At 71.3% G+C, this 24152-nt stretch carries 19 protein-coding genes; 6 read left to right on the forward strand and 13 right to left on the reverse strand.

All coding sequences use genetic code 11. The annotated features are described in order from the left end of the window. Positions 1-325: 325 nt before the first annotated feature. The gene (locus tag G4Z16_RS08360; RefSeq protein WP_197350182.1) at positions 326-1315 is read right to left on the reverse strand and encodes a 2-hydroxyacid dehydrogenase; all 990 of its coding nucleotides are present in this window, start codon (positions 1313-1315) and stop codon (positions 326-328) included. Positions 1316-1444: 129 nt separating this feature from the next. On the opposite strand from G4Z16_RS08360, the gene G4Z16_RS08365 reads away from it, so the two are divergent. The 4 genes from G4Z16_RS08365 to G4Z16_RS08380 all read left to right on the forward strand — a co-directional run bounded on the left by G4Z16_RS08365 (position 1445) and on the right by G4Z16_RS08380 (position 4319). After that, entirely contained in the window at positions 1445-2455 is a 1011-nt protein-coding gene (locus tag G4Z16_RS08365) for an aldo/keto reductase (RefSeq protein WP_197350184.1), read from the forward strand. Positions 2456-2590: 135 nt separating this feature from the next. Continuing rightward, the gene (locus G4Z16_RS08370; RefSeq protein ID WP_425508152.1) at positions 2591-3754 is read left to right on the forward strand and encodes a PQQ-dependent sugar dehydrogenase; all 1164 of its coding nucleotides are present in this window, start codon (positions 2591-2593) and stop codon (positions 3752-3754) included. Positions 3755-3846: 92 nt separating this feature from the next. Beyond that, positions 3847-4074 carry a DUF6191 domain-containing protein gene (locus tag G4Z16_RS08375; RefSeq protein ID WP_197350188.1) on the forward strand — a complete coding sequence of 76 codons (228 nt, stop codon included), beginning with the start codon at positions 3847-3849 and terminating at the stop codon, positions 4072-4074. After that, a complete protein-coding gene (locus G4Z16_RS08380) occupies positions 4074-4319 on the forward strand; it encodes a DUF6191 domain-containing protein (protein ID WP_197350189.1) in 246 nt (81 codons plus the stop codon). Before G4Z16_RS08375 ends, G4Z16_RS08380 begins: the two co-directional genes overlap by 1 nt. Positions 4320-4369: 50 nt before the next feature. On the opposite strand, the gene G4Z16_RS08385 is transcribed toward G4Z16_RS08380, so the two are convergent. The 12 genes from G4Z16_RS08385 to G4Z16_RS08440 all read right to left on the reverse strand — a co-directional run bounded on the left by G4Z16_RS08385 (position 4370) and on the right by G4Z16_RS08440 (position 22123). Further along, a complete protein-coding gene (locus tag G4Z16_RS08385; RefSeq protein ID WP_197354252.1) occupies positions 4370-7465 on the reverse strand; it encodes a helix-turn-helix transcriptional regulator in 3096 nt (1031 codons plus the stop codon). An 86-nt stretch (positions 7466-7551) separates the two neighbouring features. Next, positions 7552-7719 (reverse strand): hypothetical protein, encoded by a 168-nt coding sequence (locus tag G4Z16_RS08390; RefSeq protein WP_197350191.1) that lies wholly within the window; start codon positions 7717-7719, stop codon positions 7552-7554. 342 nt (positions 7720-8061) lie between these two features. Then, a complete protein-coding gene (locus G4Z16_RS08395) occupies positions 8062-8673 on the reverse strand; it encodes a GHMP family kinase ATP-binding protein (protein ID WP_197350192.1) in 612 nt (203 codons plus the stop codon). Positions 8674-8679: 6 nt separating this feature from the next. After that, entirely contained in the window at positions 8680-11031 is a 2352-nt protein-coding gene (locus G4Z16_RS08400) for an MMPL family transporter (RefSeq protein WP_197350193.1), read from the reverse strand. 409 nt (positions 11032-11440) lie between these two features. Then, positions 11441-12949 (reverse strand): Asp-tRNA(Asn)/Glu-tRNA(Gln) amidotransferase subunit GatB, encoded by a 1509-nt coding sequence (gene gatB, locus G4Z16_RS08405; protein ID WP_197350194.1) that lies wholly within the window; start codon positions 12947-12949, stop codon positions 11441-11443. Positions 12950-12962: 13 nt separating this feature from the next. After that, on the reverse strand, positions 12963-13208 hold the full coding sequence (locus tag G4Z16_RS08410; protein ID WP_197350195.1) for a hypothetical protein: 246 nt from the start codon (positions 13206-13208) through the stop codon (positions 12963-12965). After that, positions 13205-14698 (reverse strand): Asp-tRNA(Asn)/Glu-tRNA(Gln) amidotransferase subunit GatA, encoded by a 1494-nt coding sequence (gatA, locus tag G4Z16_RS08415; protein ID WP_197350196.1) that lies wholly within the window; start codon positions 14696-14698, stop codon positions 13205-13207. The genes G4Z16_RS08410 and gatA overlap by 4 nt, the downstream gene beginning before the upstream one ends. A 3-nt stretch (positions 14699-14701) precedes the next feature. Beyond that, positions 14702-14998: an Asp-tRNA(Asn)/Glu-tRNA(Gln) amidotransferase subunit GatC gene (gene gatC / locus G4Z16_RS08420; protein ID WP_028435315.1), complete on the reverse strand. Its 297-nt coding sequence runs from the start codon at positions 14996-14998 to the stop codon at positions 14702-14704. 665 nt (positions 14999-15663) lie between these two features. After that, positions 15664-17949 (reverse strand): putative bifunctional diguanylate cyclase/phosphodiesterase, encoded by a 2286-nt coding sequence (locus G4Z16_RS08425; RefSeq protein ID WP_197350197.1) that lies wholly within the window; start codon positions 17947-17949, stop codon positions 15664-15666. Positions 17950-18206: 257 nt separating this feature from the next. Then, a complete protein-coding gene (gene ligA / locus G4Z16_RS08430) occupies positions 18207-20387 on the reverse strand; it encodes an NAD-dependent DNA ligase LigA (protein ID WP_197350198.1) in 2181 nt (726 codons plus the stop codon). A 15-nt stretch (positions 20388-20402) separates the two neighbouring features. Next, the gene (locus G4Z16_RS08435; protein WP_197350199.1) at positions 20403-21437 is read right to left on the reverse strand and encodes a methionine synthase; all 1035 of its coding nucleotides are present in this window, start codon (positions 21435-21437) and stop codon (positions 20403-20405) included. Next, the gene (locus G4Z16_RS08440) at positions 21434-22123 is read right to left on the reverse strand and encodes an SDR family oxidoreductase (RefSeq protein ID WP_197350200.1); all 690 of its coding nucleotides are present in this window, start codon (positions 22121-22123) and stop codon (positions 21434-21436) included. The genes G4Z16_RS08435 and G4Z16_RS08440 overlap by 4 nt, the downstream gene beginning before the upstream one ends. A 144-nt stretch (positions 22124-22267) precedes the next feature. Between G4Z16_RS08440 and G4Z16_RS08445 the strand changes: the two genes are divergently transcribed. Beyond that, positions 22268-23296 carry an ATP-binding cassette domain-containing protein gene (locus G4Z16_RS08445; RefSeq protein WP_197350201.1) on the forward strand — a complete coding sequence of 343 codons (1029 nt, stop codon included), beginning with the start codon at positions 22268-22270 and terminating at the stop codon, positions 23294-23296. Continuing rightward, positions 23293-24150, forward strand: a complete 858-nt coding sequence (locus G4Z16_RS08450) for an ABC transporter permease (protein WP_197350203.1) — start codon at positions 23293-23295, stop codon at positions 24148-24150. Before G4Z16_RS08445 ends, G4Z16_RS08450 begins: the two co-directional genes overlap by 4 nt. The last annotated feature ends 2 nt before the right edge of the window (positions 24151-24152 follow it).

Genomic DNA, 24152 nt, shown 5'->3' on the forward strand with positions numbered 1-24152 from the left:
GGGCCGCGCGGACGCGGCACAGGCACGCGGGCACACCCGCCCTCCGGCCCTGCTGCGGGACCGGCCGACGGCAGCGTGTCCGTGGTGTATGACGCTTCATCCACCCGCAGTTCGTCCATTGACCGCGCATTCGCCCGTCGCCCCCCTCGTGTCCGGGTTCGCCCCCTCTTGGACGATACACCAGAACAGTCACGGAGGGACATAGTCTCGATACAGAACGTGACGACCAGGCACGTTGTGGATACTGCGAGCGTTCGTACGCCTCCGGAGCGTATTTTCCGGGCCAGTTGGGGCGTCCTCGGGGCAACTCCCGGGCGCCCCGGGATCATTCGGCGACGGCCACCGTGTGCTCCAGCGGCTCGCCTCGGGCCCAGCGGCCCAGCTGATCGCGCAACAGCCGCTTCGCGCGCGGCAGGAAGGCCGTCGTGGGACCGCCGACGTGTGGCGTGATGAGCACTCCCGGGGCGTGCCAGAGCGGGTGCCCGGCGGGCAGCGGCTCGGGGTCGGTGACGTCGAGCGCCGCGCGCAGCCGGCCCGACTCCACCTCCGCCAGGAGGGACTTGGTGTCCACCACTGCCCCGCGTGCGACGTTGACCAGCAGCGCGCCGTCCTTCATCCGTGAGAGGAATTCGGCACTCGCCAGGCCCCGGGTCTCCTCCGTCAACGGCGTGCAGAGGATCACCACATCGGCGTGCGGCAGGAGGGCGGGAAGGCTGTCGAGCGCGTGCACCGGGCCGCGCGGCGCCTCACGCGCCGTGCGCGCCACACGTGTCACCTCTCCGACCTCGAACGGGACGAGCCGCTCCTCGACGGCCGAACCGATCGCTCCGTGTCCCACGATGAGCACCGACTTGTCGGCGAGCGCGTCGTAGACCCCCGGGCTCCACTCCTCGGCGTCCTGCGCCCGTACGAACGTGGGAACCCGCCGCAGCGCCGCCAGCGTCAGCGTGAGCGCCAGCTCCGCGGTCGAGGCGTCGTGCACACCACGGGCGTTGCACAGCAGCGTCCCGGTGGGCAGGTCCGGCACGGCATCGGCGACATGGTCTATCCCCGCAGTGAGGGTCTGCACCACGCGCAGCCCCGGCATCTCCCGCAGCGGGCGCACGGCAACGGCCTGCCCCTTCATGTACGGGACGACATAGAAGCAGCAGAGGGCCGGGTCTGCGGGGAAGTCCTCGTCGCCGTCCCAGAAGTGGTACGTGAAGCCGTCGGGGAGTCCTTCGATCTGCGCGGGCGGAATGGGCAGCCAGACGTCTGTGGCGGCTCGCGCCGCCGACGGTGTCCCCGATTCCTGCGGTGCCGGTGAGGGTGCCATGGTCAGAGGCTAGTTGCTGACGGGCACCCGGCCGGAAGAGGTCCGGTACGGGTGACGCACGCGCCCTCGTCGGACGCCGTTGTGAGCAGGCGTTAGTTTTGGGGGCGGTCAGAGGGGAGTCGGTTCCAGGTGGAGCGCAGGACGATCGGTGCGGCAGCACTCGAAGTGGGTGCGATCGGCCTCGGCTGCATGCCGATGAGCTGGGCGTACTCCACCTCCGAGCAGAACGGTGAGGAGTCCGTCCGTACGGTCCACGCCGCGCTCGACCGCGGGATGACGCTGCTGGACACGGCCGACATGTACGGGCCGTTCACGAACGAGCTGCTGATCGGCCGCGTCCTCAAGGAGCGCCGCCACGACGCGTTCGTCTCCACCAAGTGCGGGCTGCTGGTGGGAGAGCAGCACATCGTCGCCAACGGCCGCCCCTCCTACGTGAAACGAGCCTGCGACGCGTCGCTGCGGCGGCTGCAGACGGACTTCATCGACCTCTACCAACTGCACCGCGTCGACCCGGAGGTGCCCGTCGAGGAGACCTGGGGCGCCATGTCCGAGCTGGTCGCCGCGGGCAAGGTCCGCGCGCTCGGCTTCTGCGCCGTAGGCGCACGGGCGGACCACAGGAAGAGCAAGACCCCGGGTGCGTCCGGGATACACGCCACGACGATCCGGCAGCTGGAACGGGTGCAGGGCGTCTTCCCCGTCAGCGGCGTGCAGGCGGAGCTGGCCGTCTGGTCGCGTGAGGCGCTGGAGTCGCTGCTGCCCTGGTGCGTCTCGCACGGGGTGGGCTTCATGGCCGCGATGCCGCTCGGCAACGGCTACTTGAGCGGCACCCTCACCACCGGCGGCGGCTTCGAGGGGGACGACGTACGTGCCCGGCACCCTCGCTTCACCGCCGAGATGATGGCCGCCAACCAGCCCGTCGTGGCGGGACTGCGCCGGATCGCGGAGCGGCACGACGACGCGACGCCCGCACAGGTGGCGCTCGCGTGGCTGCTGGCGCAGGGGCGCCAGGTGATTCCGCTGCCGGGCACGAAGAAGGAGCGCCTCCTGGCAGAGAACGGCCGGGCGGCGGAACTGGCGCTCACGCCCGCCGACATGGCCGAACTGGGCGCGCTGCCCGCCGCACGCGGCTCGTGGGAGTAGCCCTCCCGGGATCCTCCTGTGCGCGTATCCGTACGGGAAGTTCCGCTGTGCCCGGCGTCGTGGTGACGGATGTGGTGTGCTGAGTCCCCCGCTCACACTGTGACCGAGGACAACCGACACCGGGAGGCGCTGACCGTGCGAAGCCGCTATCTGCCGTCCGTACGAGCCGCCGCGGCGGGGCTCGTCGCCCTGGCGCTGGTGACCACGGGTTGCTCAGACGATTCCGGCGGACCGTCGCCCGAGAAGTCCGAGTCGGCAACGCCCAGCGCGGAGACGGGGCCGAACGCGACGGCATCGGCGGCGCCGGCGAAGGGCTCGGTGAAGGTGGAGCGCACCATCACCGCGCGCCTGAAGTCGCCCTGGGGCCTGGCGCCGCTGCCCGGCGGCGGACTGCTGGTCTCGCAGCGGGACGACGGCAAGATCATCCGAGTCGACGAGCGCAGCGGCAAGAAGACCGAAGTCGGCACGGTGCCGGGGGTGCAGGCAAGCGGAGAGGGCGGCCTGCTCGGCATCGCCGTGCCGCCGGACAGCGCCAAGCTGGTCTACGCGTATCTGACGACGGCGTCCGACAACCGCATCGTCCGCATGGTCTACGACCCGAAGAAGCCCAGCGGCAACCAGCTCGGAGCGCCCGACACGATCCTCAAGGGCATCCCCAAGGGCGAGATCCACAACGGCGGACGCATCGCGTTCGGCCCCGACAAGATGCTCTACGCCGGCACGGGAGAGTCGGGCCAGGGCGGGCTCTCGCAGAACAAGAAGTCCCTGGGCGGCAAGATCCTCCGCATGACGCCCGACGGCGAACCGCCCGGTCAGGGCAACCCCGAGCGCGACTCGTTCTTCTACACCTACGGCCACCGCAACGTGCAGGGCATCGCCTGGGACGCCGGCAAGCGGCTGTGGGCGAGCGAGTTCGGCCAGAACACGTGGGACGAGTTGAACCTCATCCGTCCCGGCAAGAACTACGGCTGGCCCGAGGCCGAGGGACGGGCGGGCGAGTCCGGCTTCGTCGATCCGGTCGAGCAGTGGCGCACGGCCGACGCCTCCCCCAGCGGCATCGCCATCGTCAAGGGCTCCGTGTGGATGGCGGGCCTGCGCGGCGAACGGCTGTGGCGCATCCCGCTGAAGGGCACTGCCCCGGCGGCGGATCCGCAGGCGTTCCTGGAGGGCAGGTACGGACGGCTGCGCACCGTCGTCGCCGACGGCAGCGGCGGTCTGTGGCTCATGACGAGCGAGACGGACGGACGCGGGAGCCCGGATAGGGGCGATGACCGTATCCTGAAGCTGAAGGTGAGCTAGGTCCTGTCTGACAAATAGCGTCGTTACCCAGACGGGATTTGTCAGACAGGGCCCAGGCGGCGCCACCAGACGGGCGCCGGGCCGGAGGGCCGATGTTCAACCTGATCGAGGAGCTCTTCTCCCCGAGCCGCAGGCACACGGAGGACGAACGCCGGCGGCTGGAGCACACACGGGTCGAAGAGGGCAGCAACGATCCGGGGCAGGGCCCGATCGACCTCAGCTCCGGGCACGTGCTGATCCGTCCGAGGGAGCAGCAGGCCACGAAGACGGACACGGCGGCGGACGCAGGCACCGAACCGAACGGCGACGGGAGCCGGTGATGGACATTGCGGGCGACATCTTCCTTCCGAGCCAGCAGCACGCTCGGCACGAGCAGCAGCGGCTGGAGCACACCCTCGTCGTCGAGGGCACCCACGAGCCGGGCTGCGGACCCGTGGACCTCGGCTCGGGCAAGATCGTGATCGCGCTGCAGGAGCAGCACGCGATCCTGCCGGCGCGGCCGAAGCTCGAAGAGGAAGCCGAGGGCGACGACCCCGGCGGTGACGGTCCGCCGGACCTTCTCTGACCCGGCGACGCACCGCCGCCCGGCCGGGCGGTTACTGGGCCCGGACGGGCTCAGCCCGCCGCGGAGCGCGTGTCCGGAGCGGTGAACAGCCGCAGCCGGTGAGCCATGGCCGCCGCCTCACCGCGCCCGCCCACACCCAGCTTCGCCAGGATGTTGGAGACGTGCACGCTCGCCGTCTTGGGCGAGATGAACAGCTGCTCGGCTATCTGCCTGTTGCTGCGCCCCGCGGCCACGAGACGGAGCACGTCACGCTCACGCTGTGTCAGTCCGAAGGTGTCCGCGGGCTCCTCCGCCTGCGCGGGGGAACGCCTGACTCCCGCTGACGCCGCCGGGGAAGCGGGCAGCCGGGCACGTATCGAGAGCTGCTCGATCTCGGTGCGGAGCGGCTCCGCGCCGAGCCGCCGTGCCACCGTGTACGCCGCCGCCAGCAGTTCGTTGGCGCGCTCGCGTGCCTCGCGGCTCTGCGCCCCGTCCTCGAGCAGCGCCTCCGCCCAGCGGTGACGCGCCATGGCCAGGTGGTACGGGCGCTCCATCGCCTCGTAGGCCTCCGTGACCGCCTGCCAGGCCCCGGGTGCCGAACACCCCTCGGCCCGGCCGATCTCCGCGGAGACGAGCGCCGCGTGCGCCTCCCAGACGGGCGCCGGACGCGGGAGACGACGCACGGCGGTGCGCAGTTCCTCCAGCACGGCCGCGCGTCCCTCCTCGGCGGCGGGCAGGCCGCGCAGACCGGCCTCGTGGACCGCCGCGGCGTGCAGCAGGGGCCAGGCGTAGCGGTGCGTGCCGGGTGGAAAGCCCGCTTCCAGCGCGGCCCTCAACTCGGCCCGTACGGCCGCGAAATCGCCGCGGCCCGCGGCCACCTCCAGCTCGAAGTGCCGCAGCTGGACGGCGGCGTTCGCCGCGGCCGCATGGCTGCCCATCACCTCGCGGGCCGCCTCCACCGCGGCCTTCAGTCCCTCCAGGTCGCCGCGGCCGAGCTGGAGATGGGCCTTCATCAGGGCGGCGAAGCCCCTGGTCTCCGCCGAGCGTGCCGCTGCCGCGGCCTCCTCCGTGATCCGCGCGGCGTCCGCCCACTCCCCCATGGCGTACAGCGACTCGGCCTGGTTGCCCAGCGCGAAGCCGCACATGTCGGGGCGTCCGTGCGTCGCGGCTCCCTCCGCGGCCCGTACGGCGGCGGCGACCGATTCCCGGGAGCGGCCCGCGGCCTCCAGCTCGGTGGCGATGTTGATGTCCGCGCGCCCGACGACGCCGAACGCGCCCGCCGCCAGGGCCTGTTCACGCGCGAGGCTCATCTCGTCGATGCCGGCGCTGAGATCTCCCGAGTCGGCCATGAGGATGCCGAGGGTGATCCGGGCCTGCCATTCGATCGTGGTGGCGCCGACGACGCGGGCGAGCTCGACGGCCCGCACGGCGGTGCTCATGGCCTCAGGACCGGGCCGGTGCATCATGCCCCAGCTCGCCGCGCTGGTCAGTACGTCCGCGTGCACGGCGGACGGCGGCAGGCCCCGCACGAGCTCCTGGGCGCGGGCGATCTCGGCCCATCCGTCGCCACGGCCCAGTGCCTCCACCGTCTTGGAGCGGCTGACCCAGAACCACGCGGCGCGCAGCGGGTCCACGTCGTGGTCCAGCAGGTCGATGGCGCGCTTGGTCAGGGCCAGTGCGCGCTCGACCTCGCCGCCCGTGCGGGCGGCCACGACGGCCTCGGCCAGCAGCTCCATGAACGAGAGCGAATCCGCGGCCGGTTCCTCCGGGCAGTCGGCCGGGCGGGGATAGACCTCGGCCTCGTCCATGGGGCGCAGCCGCTCCCGCACCTCCTGCGGAACCTCGTGCCACAGCTCGATGGCGCGCTCCAGCAGCTGGTGCTGCTCGGCGAAGGCGTGTCTGCGCCGCGCCTCGACGGCCGCCGCGAGCACGGCGGGCAGCGCCTTGGCGGCGTCACGGCCGTGGTACCAGTAGTGCGCCAGGCGCGTCGTGCACTCCTCGGACCGTACGAGCGAGGGGTCGGCCTCCAGGGACCTGGCATAGCGGCGGTTGAGGCCGGCGGCCTCCCCCGGCAGCAGATCCTCGCTGACGGCCTCGCGCAGCAGGGCGTGGCGGAAGCGGTAGCCGTCACCGTCCTCGGTCGGCAGCAGCACGTTGGCACCGACCGCCACGCGCAGCGCGTCCAGCAGTTCGGTGGTGGGCAGCTCGCAGACGGCGGCGAGCAGGGCGTGCCCGACGGCGGAGCCGCCCTGTGCGGCGATCCTCAGCACCTGCTGGGCGTGCTCGGGAAGCGCTTCGACACGTACGAGCAGCAGGTCTCGCAGGGAGTCGCTTATGCCGCACGTGGAGCAGTTGGCAGTGAGTTCCTCGACGAAGAAGGGATTGCCGTCGGAGCGTTCGAAGATGACGCGGGCCTGCTCGGGCTCGGGCTCGGTGACCCCCTGGATCCCCGCTATCTGTGCGTGCACCTCCGCGCGGGTCAGCCGGGGCAGTTCGATCCGGCGGACGCTGCGGAGCCTGTCCAGCTCCGCCAGGAAGGGACGCAGCGGGTGGCGGCGGTGGATGTCGTCCGAGCGGTAGGTCGCGAGCAGGATCAGCCGGGAGGTGTGCACGGAGCGGAACAGGTAGCCGAGGAGTTCGCGGGTGGAGCGGTCCGCCCAGTGCAGATCCTCCAGGGCGATCACGACCGTACGGCGCGTGGCCAGCCGTTCCAGCAGCTGTGCGGTCAGCTCGAAGAGGCGGGCGCGGCCGTCCTCCTCGTCGTACGCCTCGGCGGCCGCGGCTCCGGGGCTGCCAGGGGCAGGCGCCAGGTCGGGCAGCAGACGGGCCAGCTCAGCCTCCCTGCCCGCGACTGCCTCTGCCAGCGCGGCCTCGCCCAGGCTTCGGTGCAGGCCGCGCAGGGCGGTGGCGAAGGGCGCGAACGGCAGCCCGTCCGCGCCCAGTTCGAGACAGCCGCCGATCGCCGTGGTGGCGCCGGCGGCGCGAGCGGCCGAGAGGAATTCCTCCAGCAGGCGGCTCTTGCCGACGCCTGCCTCGCCGCCCAGCAGCAATGCCTGCGGCTCGCCCGCGTCGGCGCGGGCGAGCGCGTCCTCGAGCAGCGTCAGCTCGTCCCTGCGGCCGACGAATACGGGACTGATGGTGGATTGGCTGGACACATCGCCCAGCATGGCACCTGCCACCGACATTGCGGCAGCCGGTTTCTCGCCCGGCGCCCGCTCCTTCACGACGAGGGGCAGGGGCGCCGGTAGCTGGTTCACGCGGACCTGAGCCAGAAGCGGCGCGCACGCTTCGAGTGGCGCGCGACCTCCTCCCGGTGCTGGTGCCCGCCTCCGGCGTTCTCGAGGGCGCGGCGCTCGGCCGCTGCCTTCTGACGCATTTCGGCGATGCGCAGGAGCCCTGCCTCGTGGCCGTAGTAGTGCATCACTGACTCTCCTGGTGTCTGTGGACGGACTGCTTTTCGCTGTCTCCACAGTCGTCTCCCAGGTGGGGCCCCCACATCGGGCACCTGACCGGTCTTGTCGGCCTCCGGGGCCTTAGTCCCACCGCCCAGGGGTCTTAGGCACCTCACGGCACGGCTGAGCCGCCCGTCGCGGGTCCTCAGACGGGTGGGCGGGCGGCGTCCGATCCCCTTCTCCGGCTTCGACCGGGCGGCCTCGCGCGTCCCTGGACGATCCGGTTCCTGACACGTCCGAGCCGCCCGTCGGGGTCTTGGACCCCGCGCGCGGGCGGCTCGGCCGGTGGTTCCTTCAGTTGTGAACTGCCGTCACTGTGCGGGCGGTGTGGGCGGCGCGGCCGGCATCTCGGGAGCAGGCGCGAACAGGTCCAGGTACATGCCCCCGGCCACGACGAGGCCGATCACGCCGAGGATGACCCCGCCCAGCGCGACCGCCTTGACCCAGGAGGCCGTCTCGGCACGCTTGGCGACGAGCCCGAGCAGCACACCGCCCACGAGCACGGCGATCACCGCGAAGATCCCGTTGAGGAGAGCGGTGGCATGCCAGGGCGCGCCGTACAGCGCGGTGATCTGGTCGGCTCCGCCGCCGCCCTGCTGGCCCTGGGCACTGCTCTCGATCTGCCCGATGAGCTGTTTGCGATCGCGCAGCATTTCGCTGAGAGAGGTACCAGTGATGGACGCCAGGCCGAACGCGGCGCTCACGACGGCGCCCGCTCCGGCGCCCAGGCCGCCGCGGGGGGCCTCGTTCACCAGGACGGTCTCTTCCACGTGGACCTCGTCGGCGGAGCCGTCGTCCTGGAGCACCTCAGCGCGGGTGTCCTCGCTGACGGCGGTCTCTTCGGCCTTGCCCGCGGTCTTCTTGTCGTTATCGGTCTCCGCCTGCTTGGCGGCGGTCTTCTCGGTCTTGGTCTCGGTAGCCATGGGGCGTCACCGTAGGGGCCCTTTCTGAGAGTCAGATGAGAGTTCGTCGCGGGGCGCCGGGACCACCCCTCCGGCCGCCGCGGCGACCGGTTCCGGCACCGCTTCGGGCACGGGTTCCGGCACGGGTTCCGGCTCGATGCTGACGCGCGGGAGCAACCGGTCCATCCAGCGGGGCAGCCACCAGTTGGCGCCGCCCAGCATGTGCATCAGGGCCGGGACCAGCAACGTACGCAGCACGAACGCGTCCAGCGCCACGGCGGATGCGAGACCGATGCCGAACATCGCGATGATCCTGTCGCCGCTGAGTACGAACGCGCCGAAGACCGCGATCATGATGACGGCAGCGGAGTTGATCACCCGCCCCGTCTCGGCGAGCCCCACGCGTACCGATCTGCGGTTGTCGCCGGTCAGACGCCACTCCTCGTACATGCGGCTGACGAGGAAGACCTGGTAGTCCATCGACAGCCCGAAGAGCACCGACACCATGATCACCGGCAGGAACGGTTCGATCGGACCGGATCCGCCCAGCCCCATCAGACCGCTGCCCCAGCCCCACTGGAACACGGCGACGACGACCCCGGAGGACGCGGCCACCGCCATCACGTTCATCAGGGCGGCCTTGAGCGGGATCCCGATGCTGCGGAAGGCGAGCAGGAGCAGCGCGCAGCCGAGCGAGACCACGACGCCGACGAAGAGCGGCAGCTTGCCGAGGATCACGGAGGCGAAGTCGTCGTGCGCCGCCGTCACCCCGCCGACCTTCACGTCCAGGGAGCTGGAGTGGGTCGCATCCGGCAGCACGTCCTCGCGCAGGTCCTCCACGAGCTGTGAGGTGCTTTCGTCCTGCGGGGCGCCCTCGGGAACGACAGTGATCACCCCTGTGTTTCCGCTGCCGTTGAGCTCGCCGCCCGAGACATGGGCGACGCCTTGGACGTCGCGCAGCTTGCCGGGCAGCTCCTCGAAGTCGAGCTTCGCGGCGGCGTCGTCGATCTCGCCGACCAGCGTGAGCGGCCCGTTCGTGCCCGGCCCGAATCCGTCGGCCATCAGGTCGTAGGCCTGCCTGGTCGTCGTCGTACGCGGGTTGCTGCCCTGGTCGGACGTGCCCAGCTGGAGCCCGCTCACCGGAATCGCCAGCACCACCATCAGCAACGTGGCGAGCCCGCCGAGCAGCCGGGGATGGCGTGCGACGAAGGCCGACCAGCGCGCTGCCGTGCAGGCGCGGGCACGGCCGCCGGTCTTGCCGGTCCCGGGCTCGTCGTCCGTGTGGAGGTCGGCGGGTTCGTCCGGTCCGTGTTCGGCGAGCCTGCGCCGCTCACGCCTGCTCAGTGCCCGCTTGCCGATCACCCCCAGCAGGGCGGGCACCAGCGTCACCGAGGAGAGCACCGCCAGTACCACCGTCAGCGAGGCAGCGACGGCGACACCGTTCAGGAAGCTCAGCTGCAGTACGAGCATGCCCAGGAGGGCTATGCACACCGTCACACCAGCGAACACAACGGCCCGCCCCGCCGACGCCACGGCACGCTCCGCCGCCTCCGCGACGGGCATGCCCTCCTTGAGGCCGCGGCGGTGCCTGGTGACGATGAAGAGGGCGTAGTCGATGCCCACGCCGAGCCCGATGAGGGTGCCGAGCATCGGCGCGAAATCGGCCACCGTCATCACATGGCTCAGCAGCCCGATGCCGAGGATCGCCGTGCCCACACTGACGAGCGCCGTCACCAGGGGCAGCAGCATCGCCGCCAGCGAGCCGAAGGCGACCAGCAGCACGACGGCCGCGACGGCGATGCCGACGGCCTCGCTCATGTGGCCTTCCTGCTTCTCGGTCAGCGCGATGCCGGGACCGCCGGCCTCGACGTCCATGCCGGGGACGTCCTCGCCCGCCCGCTGCGCGGTGTCGACGACGCGCTGCACGTCCTTCTTGTCGAGCTTCTCGACGGGAGCGTCGAACGTCACCGTGGCGTAGGCGGTGCGGCCGTCCCGGCTGATGCGGTCCTGGTGCTCGCCGCGATCGCCCGAGCCGCCGCCGTAGGGGCTCTGGACCGCGCCCACCCCCGGCAGGGCCGCGACATCGTCGAGGGTCCGGTCCATGGTCTTCTCGACCTGGGTGTCCCGGACCCTGTCGGTGGAGGCGTCCGTGCCCTTGCCCGTGTGCCAGACGATCGTGTCGCTGTCGCCCTCCCGGCCGGGGAAGCTCTGGCTGATCAGAGTGTTGGCCTTCCCGGACTCGGTGCCCGGCACGTCGTACTTGTTGGAGAAGGCCGAACCGGTGAGGACGGCGGAGGTGCCCACGCCCAGCAGAACGGCGCACCAGAGAAGGATCACGGCCAGACGGCGGCGCAGGCACCAGCGAGCGATAGCCGTCATGCGTCGACCTCTTCCGGGGGACATGGGGCGTGTGCGGGTCCCACGGGCCGGCCGTTCCGTCGTTCCGTACGGCACCCGGCGGGAGCGGGTGTGGGGGTCCCCCCAGGCCGTTAGGCCGAGGGGGAACATCGTAATGCGGTCGTGATGTTCCGTCCTGGCAGCCTGACACCCTATGAAGATCCTTTGCCACCTTTGTGTTCATGGCCACAAATGCCGAGCCGCCCTGGCGTTTCGGCAGGTCGTCCCGTACGGCGTTCCATGGGGGAATGTGTGCCGGCGCAAAGCGACGGTGGCGGGCAGGGCCCGAGGGTGCCGGGGAGGGCCGCACCCACCGAACGCACGAAGGAGGGGCGGCCCCGGCGGACCGCCCCTCCCCTGTGCAATCGGCTCCTGGACGCGGAGCCCGGCCTCAGCCCTCGACGCCGAGCTTCTCCAGGATCAGCTCCCGCACGCGTGCCGCGTCCGCCTGCCCGCGCGTGGCCTTCATGACCGCGCCGACGAGCGCACCGGCCGCCTGCACCTTGCCGCCGCGGATCTTCTCCGCGATGTCGGCGTTGCCCGCGATCGCCTCGTCCACGGCGGCGCCGAGCGCGCCCTCGTCGGAGACGACCTTCAGCCCGCGCTTCTCCACGACCTCGTCCGGCGTGCCCTCGCCGTCCAGCACTCCCTCGATGGTCTGGCGCGCCAGCTTGTCGTTGAGCGAGCCCTCCTCGACGAGCGCGCAGACCCTGGCGACGTCCTCCGGACCGAAGGGCATGTCCGCGAGTTCGGTGCCCGACTCGTTGGCGCGGCGGGCGAGTTCGCCCATCCACCACTTGCGGGCCTGGTCGGCGGGCGCGCCCGCGTCGACCGTGGCCACGATCAGGCCCACGGCACCCGCGTTGAGCACGGACTGCATCTCGTGCTGCGAGATGCCCCACTCCTCCCGCAGCCTGTTGCGGCGCAGGCGAGGCAGTTCGGGCAGTCCCGCCCGCAGCTCCTCGACCCACTCGCGCGGCGGAGCCACCGGGACCAGATCCGGCTCGGGGAAGTAGCGGTAGTCCTCCGCCTCCTCCTTGACGCGGCCGGACGTGGTGGAGCCGTCGTCCTCGTGGAAGTGCCGGGTCTCCTGGACGATCTTCTCGCCCGCGGACAGCACCGCCGCGTGCCGCTGGATCTCGAAGCGGGCCGCACGCTCGACGCTGCGCAGCGAGTTGACGTTCTTCGTCTCGCTGCGCGTGCCGAAGGTGCTCTCGCCCCTGGGACGCAGCGACAGGTTGACGTCGCAGCGCATCTGGCCCATCTCCATGCGGGCGTCGGAGACGCCCAACGCCTTGATGAGCTCCCGCAGTTCGGCGACGTACGCCTTCGCGACCTCGGGCGCGCGCTCCCCCGCGCCCTCGATCGGCTTGGTGACGATCTCGATGAGCGGGATGCCGGCGCGGTTGTAGTCGAGCAGCGAGTGCGAGGCGCCGTGGATGCGGCCCGTGGCACCGCCGATGTGCGTCGACTTGCCGGTGTCCTCCTCCATGTGTGCGCGCTCGATGTCGACCCGGAAGACCTCGCCGTCCTCCAGCTGTACGTCGAGGTGGCCGTTGAAGGCGATCGGCTCGTCGTACTGGGAGGTCTGGAAGTTCTTCGGCATGTCCGGGTAGAAGTAGTTCTTCCGCGCGAAGCGGCACCACTCCGCGATCTCGCAGTTCAGCGCGAGACCGATGCGCACGGCGGACTCGACGCCCTTGGCGTTGACGACCGGAAGCGCGCCGGGAAGCCCCAGACAGGTCGGGCAGGTCTGGCTGTTGGCGTCGGCACCGAGGCTCGTCGAGCAGCCGCAGAACATCTTCGTCGCGGTGCCGAGCTCGACGTGGACCTCCAGCCCCATGACGGGGTCGTAGGTTTCCAACGCGTCCTCGTACGACACCAGTTCAGTGACGGTCACGGATTTTCGCCTCTCAGTCGTCCCAGAGGACATCGTCGATGTCGAGCCGTCGCAGCTCCCGCACGAGCAGCGCCACGCCGGTGACGATGCCCGCCGCCGAGACGGCGACGTCGATCAGCTGGAGCGTGTCACCCTCGCGCCGGGCCTCCCTGCCGCGCTTGACAGTGCCGACCACCCCGAAGAGCGATGCCGCGATGGACACGTACATCCCGGTGCGGGACTTCTTGAAGCCCTTGGCCTTCTGCAGCTTTCCACTCACAGCGACGGTGCCTCCTCAAGCAGCGGGTGACCCCAACGTGCCTGGTGAGCGGCTTCCAGAGCCGCACCGACACGATAGAGACGGTCATCGGCCATGGCCGGGGCGATGATCTGCAGCCCCACCGGCAGGCCGTCCTCCGGGGCCAGTCCGCACGGTACGGACATGGCGGCGTTCCCGGCCAGGTTGGACGGGATGGTGCACAGGTCGGCCAGGTACATGGCCATCGGGTCGTCGGCGCGCTCGCCGATCGGGAAGGCCGTGGTCGGTGTCGTGGGCGAGACCAGCACGTCCACCTCGCCGAAGGCGCGCTCGAAGTCACGGGTGATGAGCGTGCGGACCTTCTGCGCCGAGCCGTAGTAGGCGTCGTAGTAGCCGGAGCTGAGCGCGTACGTGCCCAGCATGACGCGGCGCTTGACCTCGTCGCCGAAGCCCGCCTCGCGGGTGAGCGCGGTGACCTCCTCCGCGGAGCGCGTGCCGTCGTCGCCCACGCGCAGGCCGTAGCGCATCGCGTCGAATCGGGCCAGGTTGGAGGAGCACTCCGACGGCGCGATCAGGTAGTACGCAGCCAGCGCCTTGGTGAACGACGGGCAGGAGACCTCCACGACCTCGGCGCCCAGTTCGCGCAGCAACTCCACGGTCTCGTCGACGCGCTGGAGCACGCCCGCCTGGTAGCCCTCGCCGCGGAACTCCTTGACGACGCCGACGCGCAGACCCTTCACGTCGCCGTTGCGGGCGGCCGCGACGACGTCCGGGACGGGCTGGTCGATCGAGGTCGAGTCCATCTCGTCGTGGCCGGCGATCACGGAGTGCAGCAGCGCCGCGTCCAGCACGGTACGGGCGCAGGGTCCGCCCTGGTCCAGGGAGGAGGAGAAGGCGACCATGCCGTAGCGGGAGACCCCGCCGTAGGTCGGCTTCACGCCTACGGTGCCGGTGACGGCGGCGGGCTGGCGGATGGAACCGCCGGTGTCGGTGCCGATCGCCAGCGGCGCCTCGTACGCGGTGATCGCGGCGGAGGAGCCGCCGCCGGAGCCGCCGGGGACGCGCGTGAGGTCCCACGGGTTGCCGGTCGGTCCGTACGCGCTGTTCTCGGTCGAGGACCCCATGGCGAACTCGTCCATGTTGGTCTTGCCGAGGATGACGAGGTCCGCCTCCTTCAGCTTCCGCACCACGGTCGCGTCGTACTGCGGGACCCAGCCCTCGAGGATCTTCGAACCGACGGTCGTGGTCACTCCCTCCGTGGTGAAGAGGTCCTTCACGGCGACCGGGACACCGGCCAGCGGGCCGAGCCGCTCACCGCGGGCACGCTTCTCGTCGACCTCGCGGGCCTTGGCGAGCGCCCCCTCGCGGTCGACGTACAGGAACGCGTGCACCTTCTCGTCAACCGCGTCGATGCGCGCAAGATGCGCCTCGGTGACCTCGACGGCGGTGACCCCGCCGCTCGCGATCAGTTCCGCGGTCTCCGCCGCGGTCAGTCTCGTCAGATCGGCCATCGGTCAGTCCTCCCCCAGGATCTGCGGCACCTTGAATCGCTGCTGCTCCTGTGCGGGCGCCCCCGAGAGTGCCTGCTCGGGGGTCAGGCTCGGACGCACGTCGTCCGGGCGCATCACATTGGTGAGCGGCAGCGGGTGAGAGGTGGGCGGTACGTCCTCGTCGGCGACATCGGAGACGGTGGCGACCGCACCGATGATGTCGTCGAGCTGACCGGCGAAGTGATCCAGCTCTTCGTCCTTCAGCTCCAGGCGCGCCAGCCGGGCGAGGTGGGCGACCTCCTCGCGCGAGATGCCAGGCATGCAGCGGTCCTCTGGGTGAGTGTTGGATTTTCCGCCCCCAATCCTATGGCTCCCGCGAGGGGGCTTGTGCCGGCGGTGGGGTCTGCGCCTCTCCGGCTGGCGCCTCGGCGGTTTCGGGGGACGGCTGCGGTTGGTGCGGGGTGCGGGCGCCTACGGTGCGTCGTGGGTGACGGGGGGCGTGCCGCTCCGGGGCCCGTCCGGACGGCACGATTTACGGCCCTCGCCCCTGGAACGGTTTCGAACCCCCGTGGCCTGCGGGCCGCAAACAGCGCTTGAGTGTCCGGACATGGCCCCCTGCGCGTCCCGCCCCCTTCCGTCCATTCGCGGCTTTCCTCCGGTGGCCCTGGAGGGCACCCTTCCCTCCCGTACGGGACGGGCTGCCGCTACGTCCTCCCACCCGCCTCTGCGGGAGGCAGCTCAACACGGGCACGGCCAGGGGTGGTTGACGTGAGACCCGCCGCAGGTCGCCCCCTCATCGGAATGACAGCGAGTGTGCTGTGGGGCCACGGCGGGAGAGCCGCTGGAAAGCGGGAGGGGGCGGGACGTGGGACCGCCGCCGGAGCGGCACGCCCCCGCACCACGACCACACCGGAGGCGCACCCCCGGGCACAACACACGCACCGGAGGCGAGCCCCTGGAGAAACCGCGCCCCGGAGCAGGGCGCTCTACTGGACCGGCTGCCACCCCGTGGGGCGGTTCGCGTCGTGGGACTGGGTCGGTTTGGTGGGCGGGCCCGAGGGACGTGAGCCGCCCCCCGTGGAGCCGGTGTGCGGGCGGGTGGAGCCGGATGCCGACGCCGAGGGGCCGCACTCCAGTTGCGGCCGCGGATGGGCGCTCTCCAGGGAGTGCGGGACCCCTTCCCGCGCCCGCAGCCACGCCGTCGTCTCGTCCGGCGGCATCGCCGCGGCCACCAGCCAGCCCTGCACCGCGTCGCACCCCAGGTCCCGCAGCCGCTCCCAGGTCTCGTCGTCCTCGACGCCCTCGGCGACGACCAACAGGCCCAGCGAGTGCGCCAGATCGACGGTGCAGCGCACGATCTCGGCGTCCTCCGCGTCGACCGCGAGCCGCGCGACGAAGGAGCGGTCGATCTTCAGCTCGCTCACCGGCAGCCTGCGCAGATGTACGAGCGAGGAGTAGCCGGTGCCGAAGTCGTCGAGTGACATCTTCACGCCGTGCCCGGCCAGTGCCGCCAGGGTGTCGGCGGCGCGCTGCGGGTCCTCCAGCAGGACGTGCTCGGTGATCTCCAACTGGAGTGCGCCGGCAGGGACTCCGTGCCGGGCGAGACGTCCGGCGACGGCGCCGGCGAAGCCGGGTGCGTGGACGTCTCGGGGTGAGACGTTGACGGCGACGGGCACCGTCAGCCCGTCGGAGCGCCATCGGGAGACCTGCGCGAGCGCCGTCTCCAGCACGTACTCGGTCAGCCGGGGCATCAGCCCCGACGTCTCGGCGATGGCGATGAACTCGTCCGGGGGGACGCGTCCCCGTTCGGGATGTACCCACCGCACCAGCGCCTCCAGGCCGGAGACGACACCGTCGAAGCCGACCTTCGGCTGGTAGTGCAGCTCGACCTCGCCCGCGTCGAGAGCCCGTCGCAAGTCGGCCAGCAGGCCCAGCCTGTCGGGGGTGTTGCCGTCGCGCGTGGCCTCGTAGACCTCGACGCCCGTACGGTCGCGCTTGGCCTCGTACATCGCCACGTCCGCACGGCGCAGGAGTCCTTCGGCCTCGCGCGCGTGCTCCGGGAAGACCGCGACTCCCGCGCTGGCCTCGAGTACGAGCGTCAGCCCGTCCAGGTCCAGGGGCGAGCCCAGGGCGGAGACGAGGGTGCGGGCGGCGCGCATCGCGCTGGTGGTGGAGTCGGCCAGCGGCAGCAGGACGGCGAACTCGTCGCCGCCGAGCCGGGCCGCCTCCGCGCCGCGCGGAAGCTCCGCGCGCAGTCGCTCGGCGATCTTCAACAGCAGCCTGTCGCCCGCGAGATGCCCCAGTGTGTCGTTGACGGAGCGGAAACGGTCGAGGTCGATGAGGACGAGCGCGGAGCGGGCCTCCGTGCGGTCCGCCTCGTCCAGGGCCGACCAGGTGCGCTCCAGCAGCCACTGGCGGTTGGGCAGCCCGGTGAGCGGATCGCGCAGCGCCTCCTCCGCGCGTACGCGGGCGATCCACAGCGTGGAGTCCAGCGCGATGAGCGGCACCGCGAACAGCGGCAGCAGCACGGGCCTGTAGGCGGCGACCACCGCTATCAGCGGCGATATGCCCAGCAGGGCGACGGCGACGAGGCCCTGGCGCATCAGCGCCCTGCGCAGCGCGGTGGGCAGCCCGGTCTTGCGCGGGGCCGAGGAGAACCACAGCAAGAGGCGAGTGACCACGAGGTAGGCGAATGCGGCCATGACGACCTCGGCCAGGGCGAAGTAGCCCCAGTCGTCGGGCCTCCAGGGATGCGCCACCGAGGGGTGCACGCCCACGGCGGCCAGCGACATCGCCGCGGCTCCGATGCCGAGGATGTCGACGGCGCCCTGCACCACCGCCTGACGCCAGTGCCGGCGCACCGCGCCCACCAGCACCACGACGGCAAGGCTGACCAGCACGGCCGGCGTCCACCCGTACAGCAGCAGGATCGCCAGCGTCAGCGCGGCGCCGGATCCGGTGCCGCTCCACCAGCGGTCACGGCCGAGCGCGACGAGATGCCCGACGATCAGGGCCGTGAGGACCGCCAGCGACCATCCCGTGACCGCGTCCGGGAAGAGCGCTCTGCCGTCCGTCACGACCCGGAAGATGCCTGTGCCGAGAACTGCGCCCGCCCCGACGACGACGAGTACGGGCAGACCGGGCACCCGCAGCGCTGCGATGCGTTGCACCCACGGCACGTCCTCCGCTCCGCCCGTGGACCCCGTACTGCCACTCGTGCCGTCGGGCAGGCTGGAGTACGGGGGGCCGTGGCCCCCAGGAATTTCCTGCATGCCCGTCCCTCCGCCGGCCGTCCGTGCCTGCTTCCCCAAATTCAGGCACACACATCAACAGTAGGCCGCACACCGCTTCCAGGGCAGCGATCGGCCCGGGTTGGCTGTGCGCGACCCGGCTGATCCAGCCCCTTTCGCGCACAACAGCCGATAACAGTGCGGCTTCTCAGTGCATACCCGGGCGCAAACGCATGGGACACCTGTGACTGGCACGCAACAGTGGGAAAACTGGGACGACTTGACGAGCCCTCAGTGCCCTATTCGGGATGCTTTTCGGCCACTTCGCGCGCAGCGTCCGGGCCTTGCTCCAGAAGAACGGCGAGACCGTCATCGTCCAAAATAGGCACCTTCAACTGGACGGCCTTGTCGTATTTGGACCCAGGGCTTTCTCCAACGACCACGAACCCGGTCTTCTTCGATACGGATCCGGTCACTTTTGCGCCCCGTTCCTGGAGGGCCTCTTTCGCGCTGTCCCGTGTGAGGGTCGCGAGCGTCCCGGTGACCACGACGGTGATCCCTTCCAGTGGCCGCGGACCCGACTCCCCCGAGCCCTCCTCCTCCATCCGCACCCCCGCCGCACGCCACCGTTCGACGATCTCGCGGTGCCAGTCCTCCGCGAACCAGGCCTTGAGCGAGGCCGCGATGGTGGGTCCCACGCCCTCCGTCGCCGCCAGCTCCTCCTCGTCGGCCTCGGCGATCCGCTCCAGCGAACGGAACTCGCGGGCCAGCGCCTCGGCGGCCACCGGCCCCACGTGACGGATCGAGAGCCCGGTGATGATGCGGGTCAGCGGGCGCTCCTTGGCGGCCTGGATGTTCTCCAGCATCGCCAGCGTGTTCTTGCGGGGCTCGCCCTTCTGGTTGGCGAAGAGGGTGACGACCTTCTTCTCGCCCGTCTCCGGATCGCGCTTGGGCAGACCGCTGTCCGTGTCCAGCACGTAGGACTTGATGGGCAGCAGATCCTCGACCTTCAGGTCGAACAGGCCGCCCTCGTCCTTCAGCGGCGGATCGGCCGGCTCCAGCGGCTGGGTGAGCGCTGTGGCCACCACATAGCCGAAGTGCTCGATGTCGAGGGACTTGCGGCCCGCCAGATAGAACAGGCGCTCCCTCAACTGGGCTGGACAGGACCGGGCGTTGGGGCACCGCAGGTCGATGTCGCCCTCCTTCATCGGGCGCAGCGCCGTACCGCAGTCGGGGCAGTGCGCGGGCATCTCGAACTCCCGCTCGCTGCCGTCCCGCAGATCGACGACCGGCCCCAGGATCTCCGGGATCACATCGCCGGCCTTGCGCAGCACCACCGTGTCCCCGATGAGGACGCCCTTGGACCGGACGACCTCCTGGTTGTGGAGGGTGGCGAACTCGACCTCCGAGCCGGCGACCGTCACCGGCTCCACCACGGCGAACGGCGTCACGCGGCCGGTGCGGCCGACGCCGACGCGGATGTCGACCAGCTTCGTGTTCACCTCCTCCGGGGCGTACTTCCACGCGATCGCCCAGCGCGGCGCGCGCGAGGTGGAGCCCAGGCGGCCCTGGAGCCGCACCTCGTCGAGCTTCACCACGACGCCGTCGATCTCGTGCGCCACCGAATGGCGGTGTTCCCCGTAGTAGGCGATGAACTCGCGAACTCCCTCGAGCCCTTCCACCACCTTCGTGTGGTCGGAGGTGGGCAGGCCCCACTCCCGCAGCAGGTCGTAGGCGCCGCTGAGCTTGTTCACGTCGAAACCCTCGCGGGCACCGATGCCGTGCACGACCATGCGCAGCGGACGCGTCGCCGTGATCTTCGGGTCCTTCTGGCGGAGCGAACCGGCCGCCGCGTTGCGCGGATTGGCGAACGGCTTGTCGCCCGCCTCCACCAGACGGGCGTTGAGCTCCTCGAAGCGCTCCATCGGGAAGAAGACCTCCCCGCGGACCTCCACCAGCGCCGGGATGCGCTCGCCGCTGAGCCGCTCGGGGATGTCGGCGATCGTGCGGACGTTGGGCGTGATGTCCTCACCCGTGCGCCCGTCGCCGCGGGTGGCCGCGCGGGTGAGCCTGCCGTGCTCGTACGTCAGATTGACGGCCAGGCCGTCGATCTTCAGCTCGCAGAGGAAGTGGTGCTCCACGCCCTCCAGTTCACGCCCGACGCGCACGGCCCATTCGTCGAGCTCCGCGTCGTCGAAGGCGTTGTCCAGCGACAGCATCCGCTCGCGGTGTGCGACCTCGGTGAACTCCGTCTCGTACTGGCCCGCGACCTTCTGCGTCGGCGAATCGGGCGTGACCAGCTCCGGGTGGTCCGCCTCCACCGCCTCCAGCTCGCGCAGCAGCCGGTCGAACTCGGCGTCGCTGACGACGGGCGCGTCCTTCACGTAGTAGCGGAAGCGGTGCTCCTCGATCTGCTCAGCCAGACGCTGATGCCGCTCCCGCACATCCGCGGGCGCTGGGGCTTGCTCTCTGCCGGCCACCGTCTCGTCCTCCCGTCACTCAGGGTCGTCAGCGAGGGATCTCGCGGCCCGGACGCAGTGCGCGAGCGCCGCCCGCGCGTACGCGTGCGAGGCACCCGCCATACCGCACGCCGGGGTGACCACGACCGACTCCGTGAGGAGGGCCGGGGACAGCCCGAGCCTGCGCCACAGCGACCTGACACCACTGACGCTACCGGCAGGGTCCGACAGTCCACCCTCAGGCGGCCCGTCTCCCGGCACGACGCCGGCGAAGAGCACCGTGCCGCCCTCGACGGCCTCGCCGATCGCCTCGTCCTCACCCTCGGTGATCAGGCTCGCGTCGAAGGAGACTCCGGTGACGCCGGCGCGACGCAGCAGCGCGAAGGGGGGCCGCGGCGCGCACGAGTGCACGACGACGGGTACCCCGTCGGCCTCGCACGCTCCGACGATCTCCCGCAGCGCGCCCTCCGCCACGGCGCGGTCGACGGCGCCGTGGCTGCGGTATCCGCTCGCGGTCGGGACGCGCCCCAGCAGCACCGCCGTCAGCATCGGCTCGTCCAGTTGCAGCACGGGACGCGCTCCGGGCACGCGGCGCCGCACGTCCGCGAGATGCGCCCGCAGCCCCTCGGCGAGGGAAGCCGTCACGTCGCGGCACGCGCCCGCGTCACCGAGAACGGCCTCGCCGTTGCGCCGCTCCAGGGTCGCGGCGAGCGTCCACGGACCTACCGCGGAGACCTTCAGCGCGCGCCGCCCCGCGGCGTCCCCCTGCGTGAACTCCTCCAGCGCGTCGAGGTCTTCGCTCAACCAGGACCGCGCACGCCGGGTGTCACGGCCCGGCCTGTCGCTGATCCGCCAGCCGCTCGGCTCGACATGCGCGTACAGCTCCGCGAGCAGTCCGACGGTGCGGCCGGTCATGTCGGCGCCGGGCCCGCGTGCGGGCAGTTCCGGGAGGAAGGGGAACGCCTCCAGCGTTCCCGTGACCGTGCGGGCCGCCTCCCGCGGGTCCTCGCCGGGCATCGACCCGATGCCGGTGGCTGCCGCGGCCCCCCACACCTTCGTGCCGAGGCTCATGCGCCCGGCCGCACGGTCAGATCGGTGACCTCCGAGCCCCGCGGCATGTCCAGCGCGGTGATCAGCGCCGTCGCGATGGCGTCGGGGCTGATCCAGCGGTCCGGGTCGTACTCCTTGCCCTCCTGCCGGTGCACCTTCTCCTGCATGGGCGTGGCCGTGCGTCCGGGATAGACGGTCGTCACGCGCAGCCCGTTGCCGCCCTCCTCGGCGCGCAGCGCGTCCGCCAGTGCCTTCAGGCCGTGCTTGCTCGCCCCGTACGCGGACCACTGCGCGCCTGCGTGCAGACCGGCACCGGAGTTGACGAAGAGGACGTGCCCGCGCGCCAGGCGCAGTTGCGGGAGCAGCAGGCGCGTCAGCTCGGCCGGTGCGACGAGGTTCGCCGCGAGGGTGTGGTTCCAGACCTTGGTGCTCAGCTCGCCCACGCCGCCCAGCTCGACGACGCCCGCGACGTGCTGGAGCGAGTCCAGCTCGCCCGGCAGGCCCTGCTGGCCGAGTGCCCATGAGAGCCGGCCGGGCTCGCCGAGGTCGCCGACGACCGTACGGGCGCCCTCGAACCGCTCCCTCAGCTCCCTGGCGCGGCCGGCGTCCCGCGCGAGCAGCCACAGTTCGTCACCACGCTCGAGAAGCCGCCGGGTGACGGCGGCGCCGATGCCCGAACCGGCACCGGTGATCAGATGCGTTGCCATGACCCCATCGTCCCCCAGTGGCGTGGCGGCCCATGAACCGGCCGCACACCGATGAGTTTCCGCCGCGGTACGGGTCTGATCGCTGTGAGCCGGGCGGCACCAGCGTGCGGGCGTCCCGGATGGCGCGGACGAAGGAGGGCAGCCATGCCGACCGACACGAAAGACGCGGACGTTCCCGCGGTCGAGACGTCGGGCCTGGTGAAGGTCTTCGGTGACAACCGGGCCGTGGACGGCATCGACCTGCACGTCCCCGCCGGTTCGGTCTACGGGGTGCTGGGCCCCAACGGCGCGGGCAAGACGACCGCCGTGAAGGTGCTGGCCACGCTGCTGCGCCCGGACGGCGGGCAGGCGCGGGTGTTCGGTCACGACGTGGTGCGCGAGCCTGCCGCGGTGCGGGCGAGGGTCAGCCTCACCGGCCAGTACGCCTCCGTCGACGAGGATCTGACGGGCACGGAGAACCTCGTGCTGCTGGCCCGCCTCCTCGGCCACTCCAAGCCTGCCGCCCGCACCCGCGCCGCCCGGCTCCTGGACGCCTTCGGCCTCGCGGACGCGGCGCGGCGCCAGGTCAAGCAGTACTCGGGCGGCATGCGGCGGCGCATCGACATCGCGGCGAGCATCCTGATCACGCCCGATCTGCTCTTCCTCGACGAACCGACCACCGGCCTGGATCCGAGGAGCCGCAACCAGGTGTGGGACATCGTGCGGGCCGTCGTCGCCATGGGCACGACGGTGCTGCTGACCACGCAGTACCTGGACGAGGCAGATCAACTCGCGGACCGTATCGCGGTGATCGACCACGGCAGGGTCATCGCCGAGGGCACACCTGGCCAGTTGAAGTCGTCCGTCGGCGCCGGTTCCGTGCATCTGCGGCTGCGCGACGCAGGGCAGCGCGCGGAGGCGCACGAACTGCTCTCGCGTGCCCTGGTCGCACAGGTGCAGCTGGAGAGCGATCCCGTGGCCCTGACGGCACGCGTACCCGGGGACGGCACCGAGGCGGGTGCCGCCGAACAGGCCGCGCAGGCGCTGGCCCAGCTCACCCGTTCCGGAATCACCGTCGACCACTTCTCGCTGGGCCAGCCCAGCCTGGACGAGGTCTTCCTCGCCCTGACCGACCACCCCGCACACGACGCCGAGCACGCCACGGCGGCAGCAGCCGAGGAGACGAGACGATGAGCACCGCACCCGCCCGGCCCCGTACGCCCGCTCCCCGTTCAGGCGGCGCGCCTGCCGCCTCGCTGCCCGCGGCTCTGGTCGCCGGGCCCCGGCCGCCCCGTCCGGGTGCCCTGTCCGTGTGCGTGACCTTCGGCTGGCGGGCGATGCTGAAGATCAAGCACGTGCCGGAGCAGCTCTTCGACGTCACGGCGTTCCCGATCATGATGACGCTGATGTTCACCTACCTCTTCGGCGGTGCGCTGGCGGGCTCGACGGGCGAGTACCTTCAGTTCCTGCTGCCGGGGATCATGGTGATGAGCGTCGTGATGACCACGATGTACACGGGTGTCTCGGTCAACACCGACATCGAGAAAGGGGTGTTCGACCGTTTCCGCACGCTGCCGATCTGGCGGCCCGCGCCGATGGTCGGCTATCTGCTCGGCGACGCCTTCCGCTACACGGCGGCCTCGATCGTGATCCTGGCCGTCGGGCTGGTGATGGGCTTCCGCCCCGCGGGCGGCGTGCCGGGGGTCGTGGCGGGGATCGCGCTGCTGGTGGCCTTCTCGTTCGCCTTCTCGTGGCTGTGGACGATGTTCGGGCTGCTGCTGCGCACGGAGAAGTCCGTGATGGGCGTCAGCATGATGGTGCTCTTCCCGCTCACCTTCCTCAGCAACATCCTCGTCGAGCCGAGGACGATGCCGGGGTGGCTGCAGGCGTTCGTCGAGGTCAACCCGGTCACCCATCTCGTCGCCGCCGTACGGGGGTTGATGGAGGGCAGGTGGATCGGCGCGGAGATCGGCTGGACGCTCATCGCCGCGGCCGTGCTGATGGCGGTGTTCGGGACGCTCACGATGCGGCTCTACAACCGGAAGTAGGC

The sequence above is a fragment of the Streptomyces bathyalis genome (assembly GCF_015910445.1).
Classification (GTDB): domain Bacteria; phylum Actinomycetota; class Actinomycetes; order Streptomycetales; family Streptomycetaceae; genus Streptomyces; species Streptomyces bathyalis.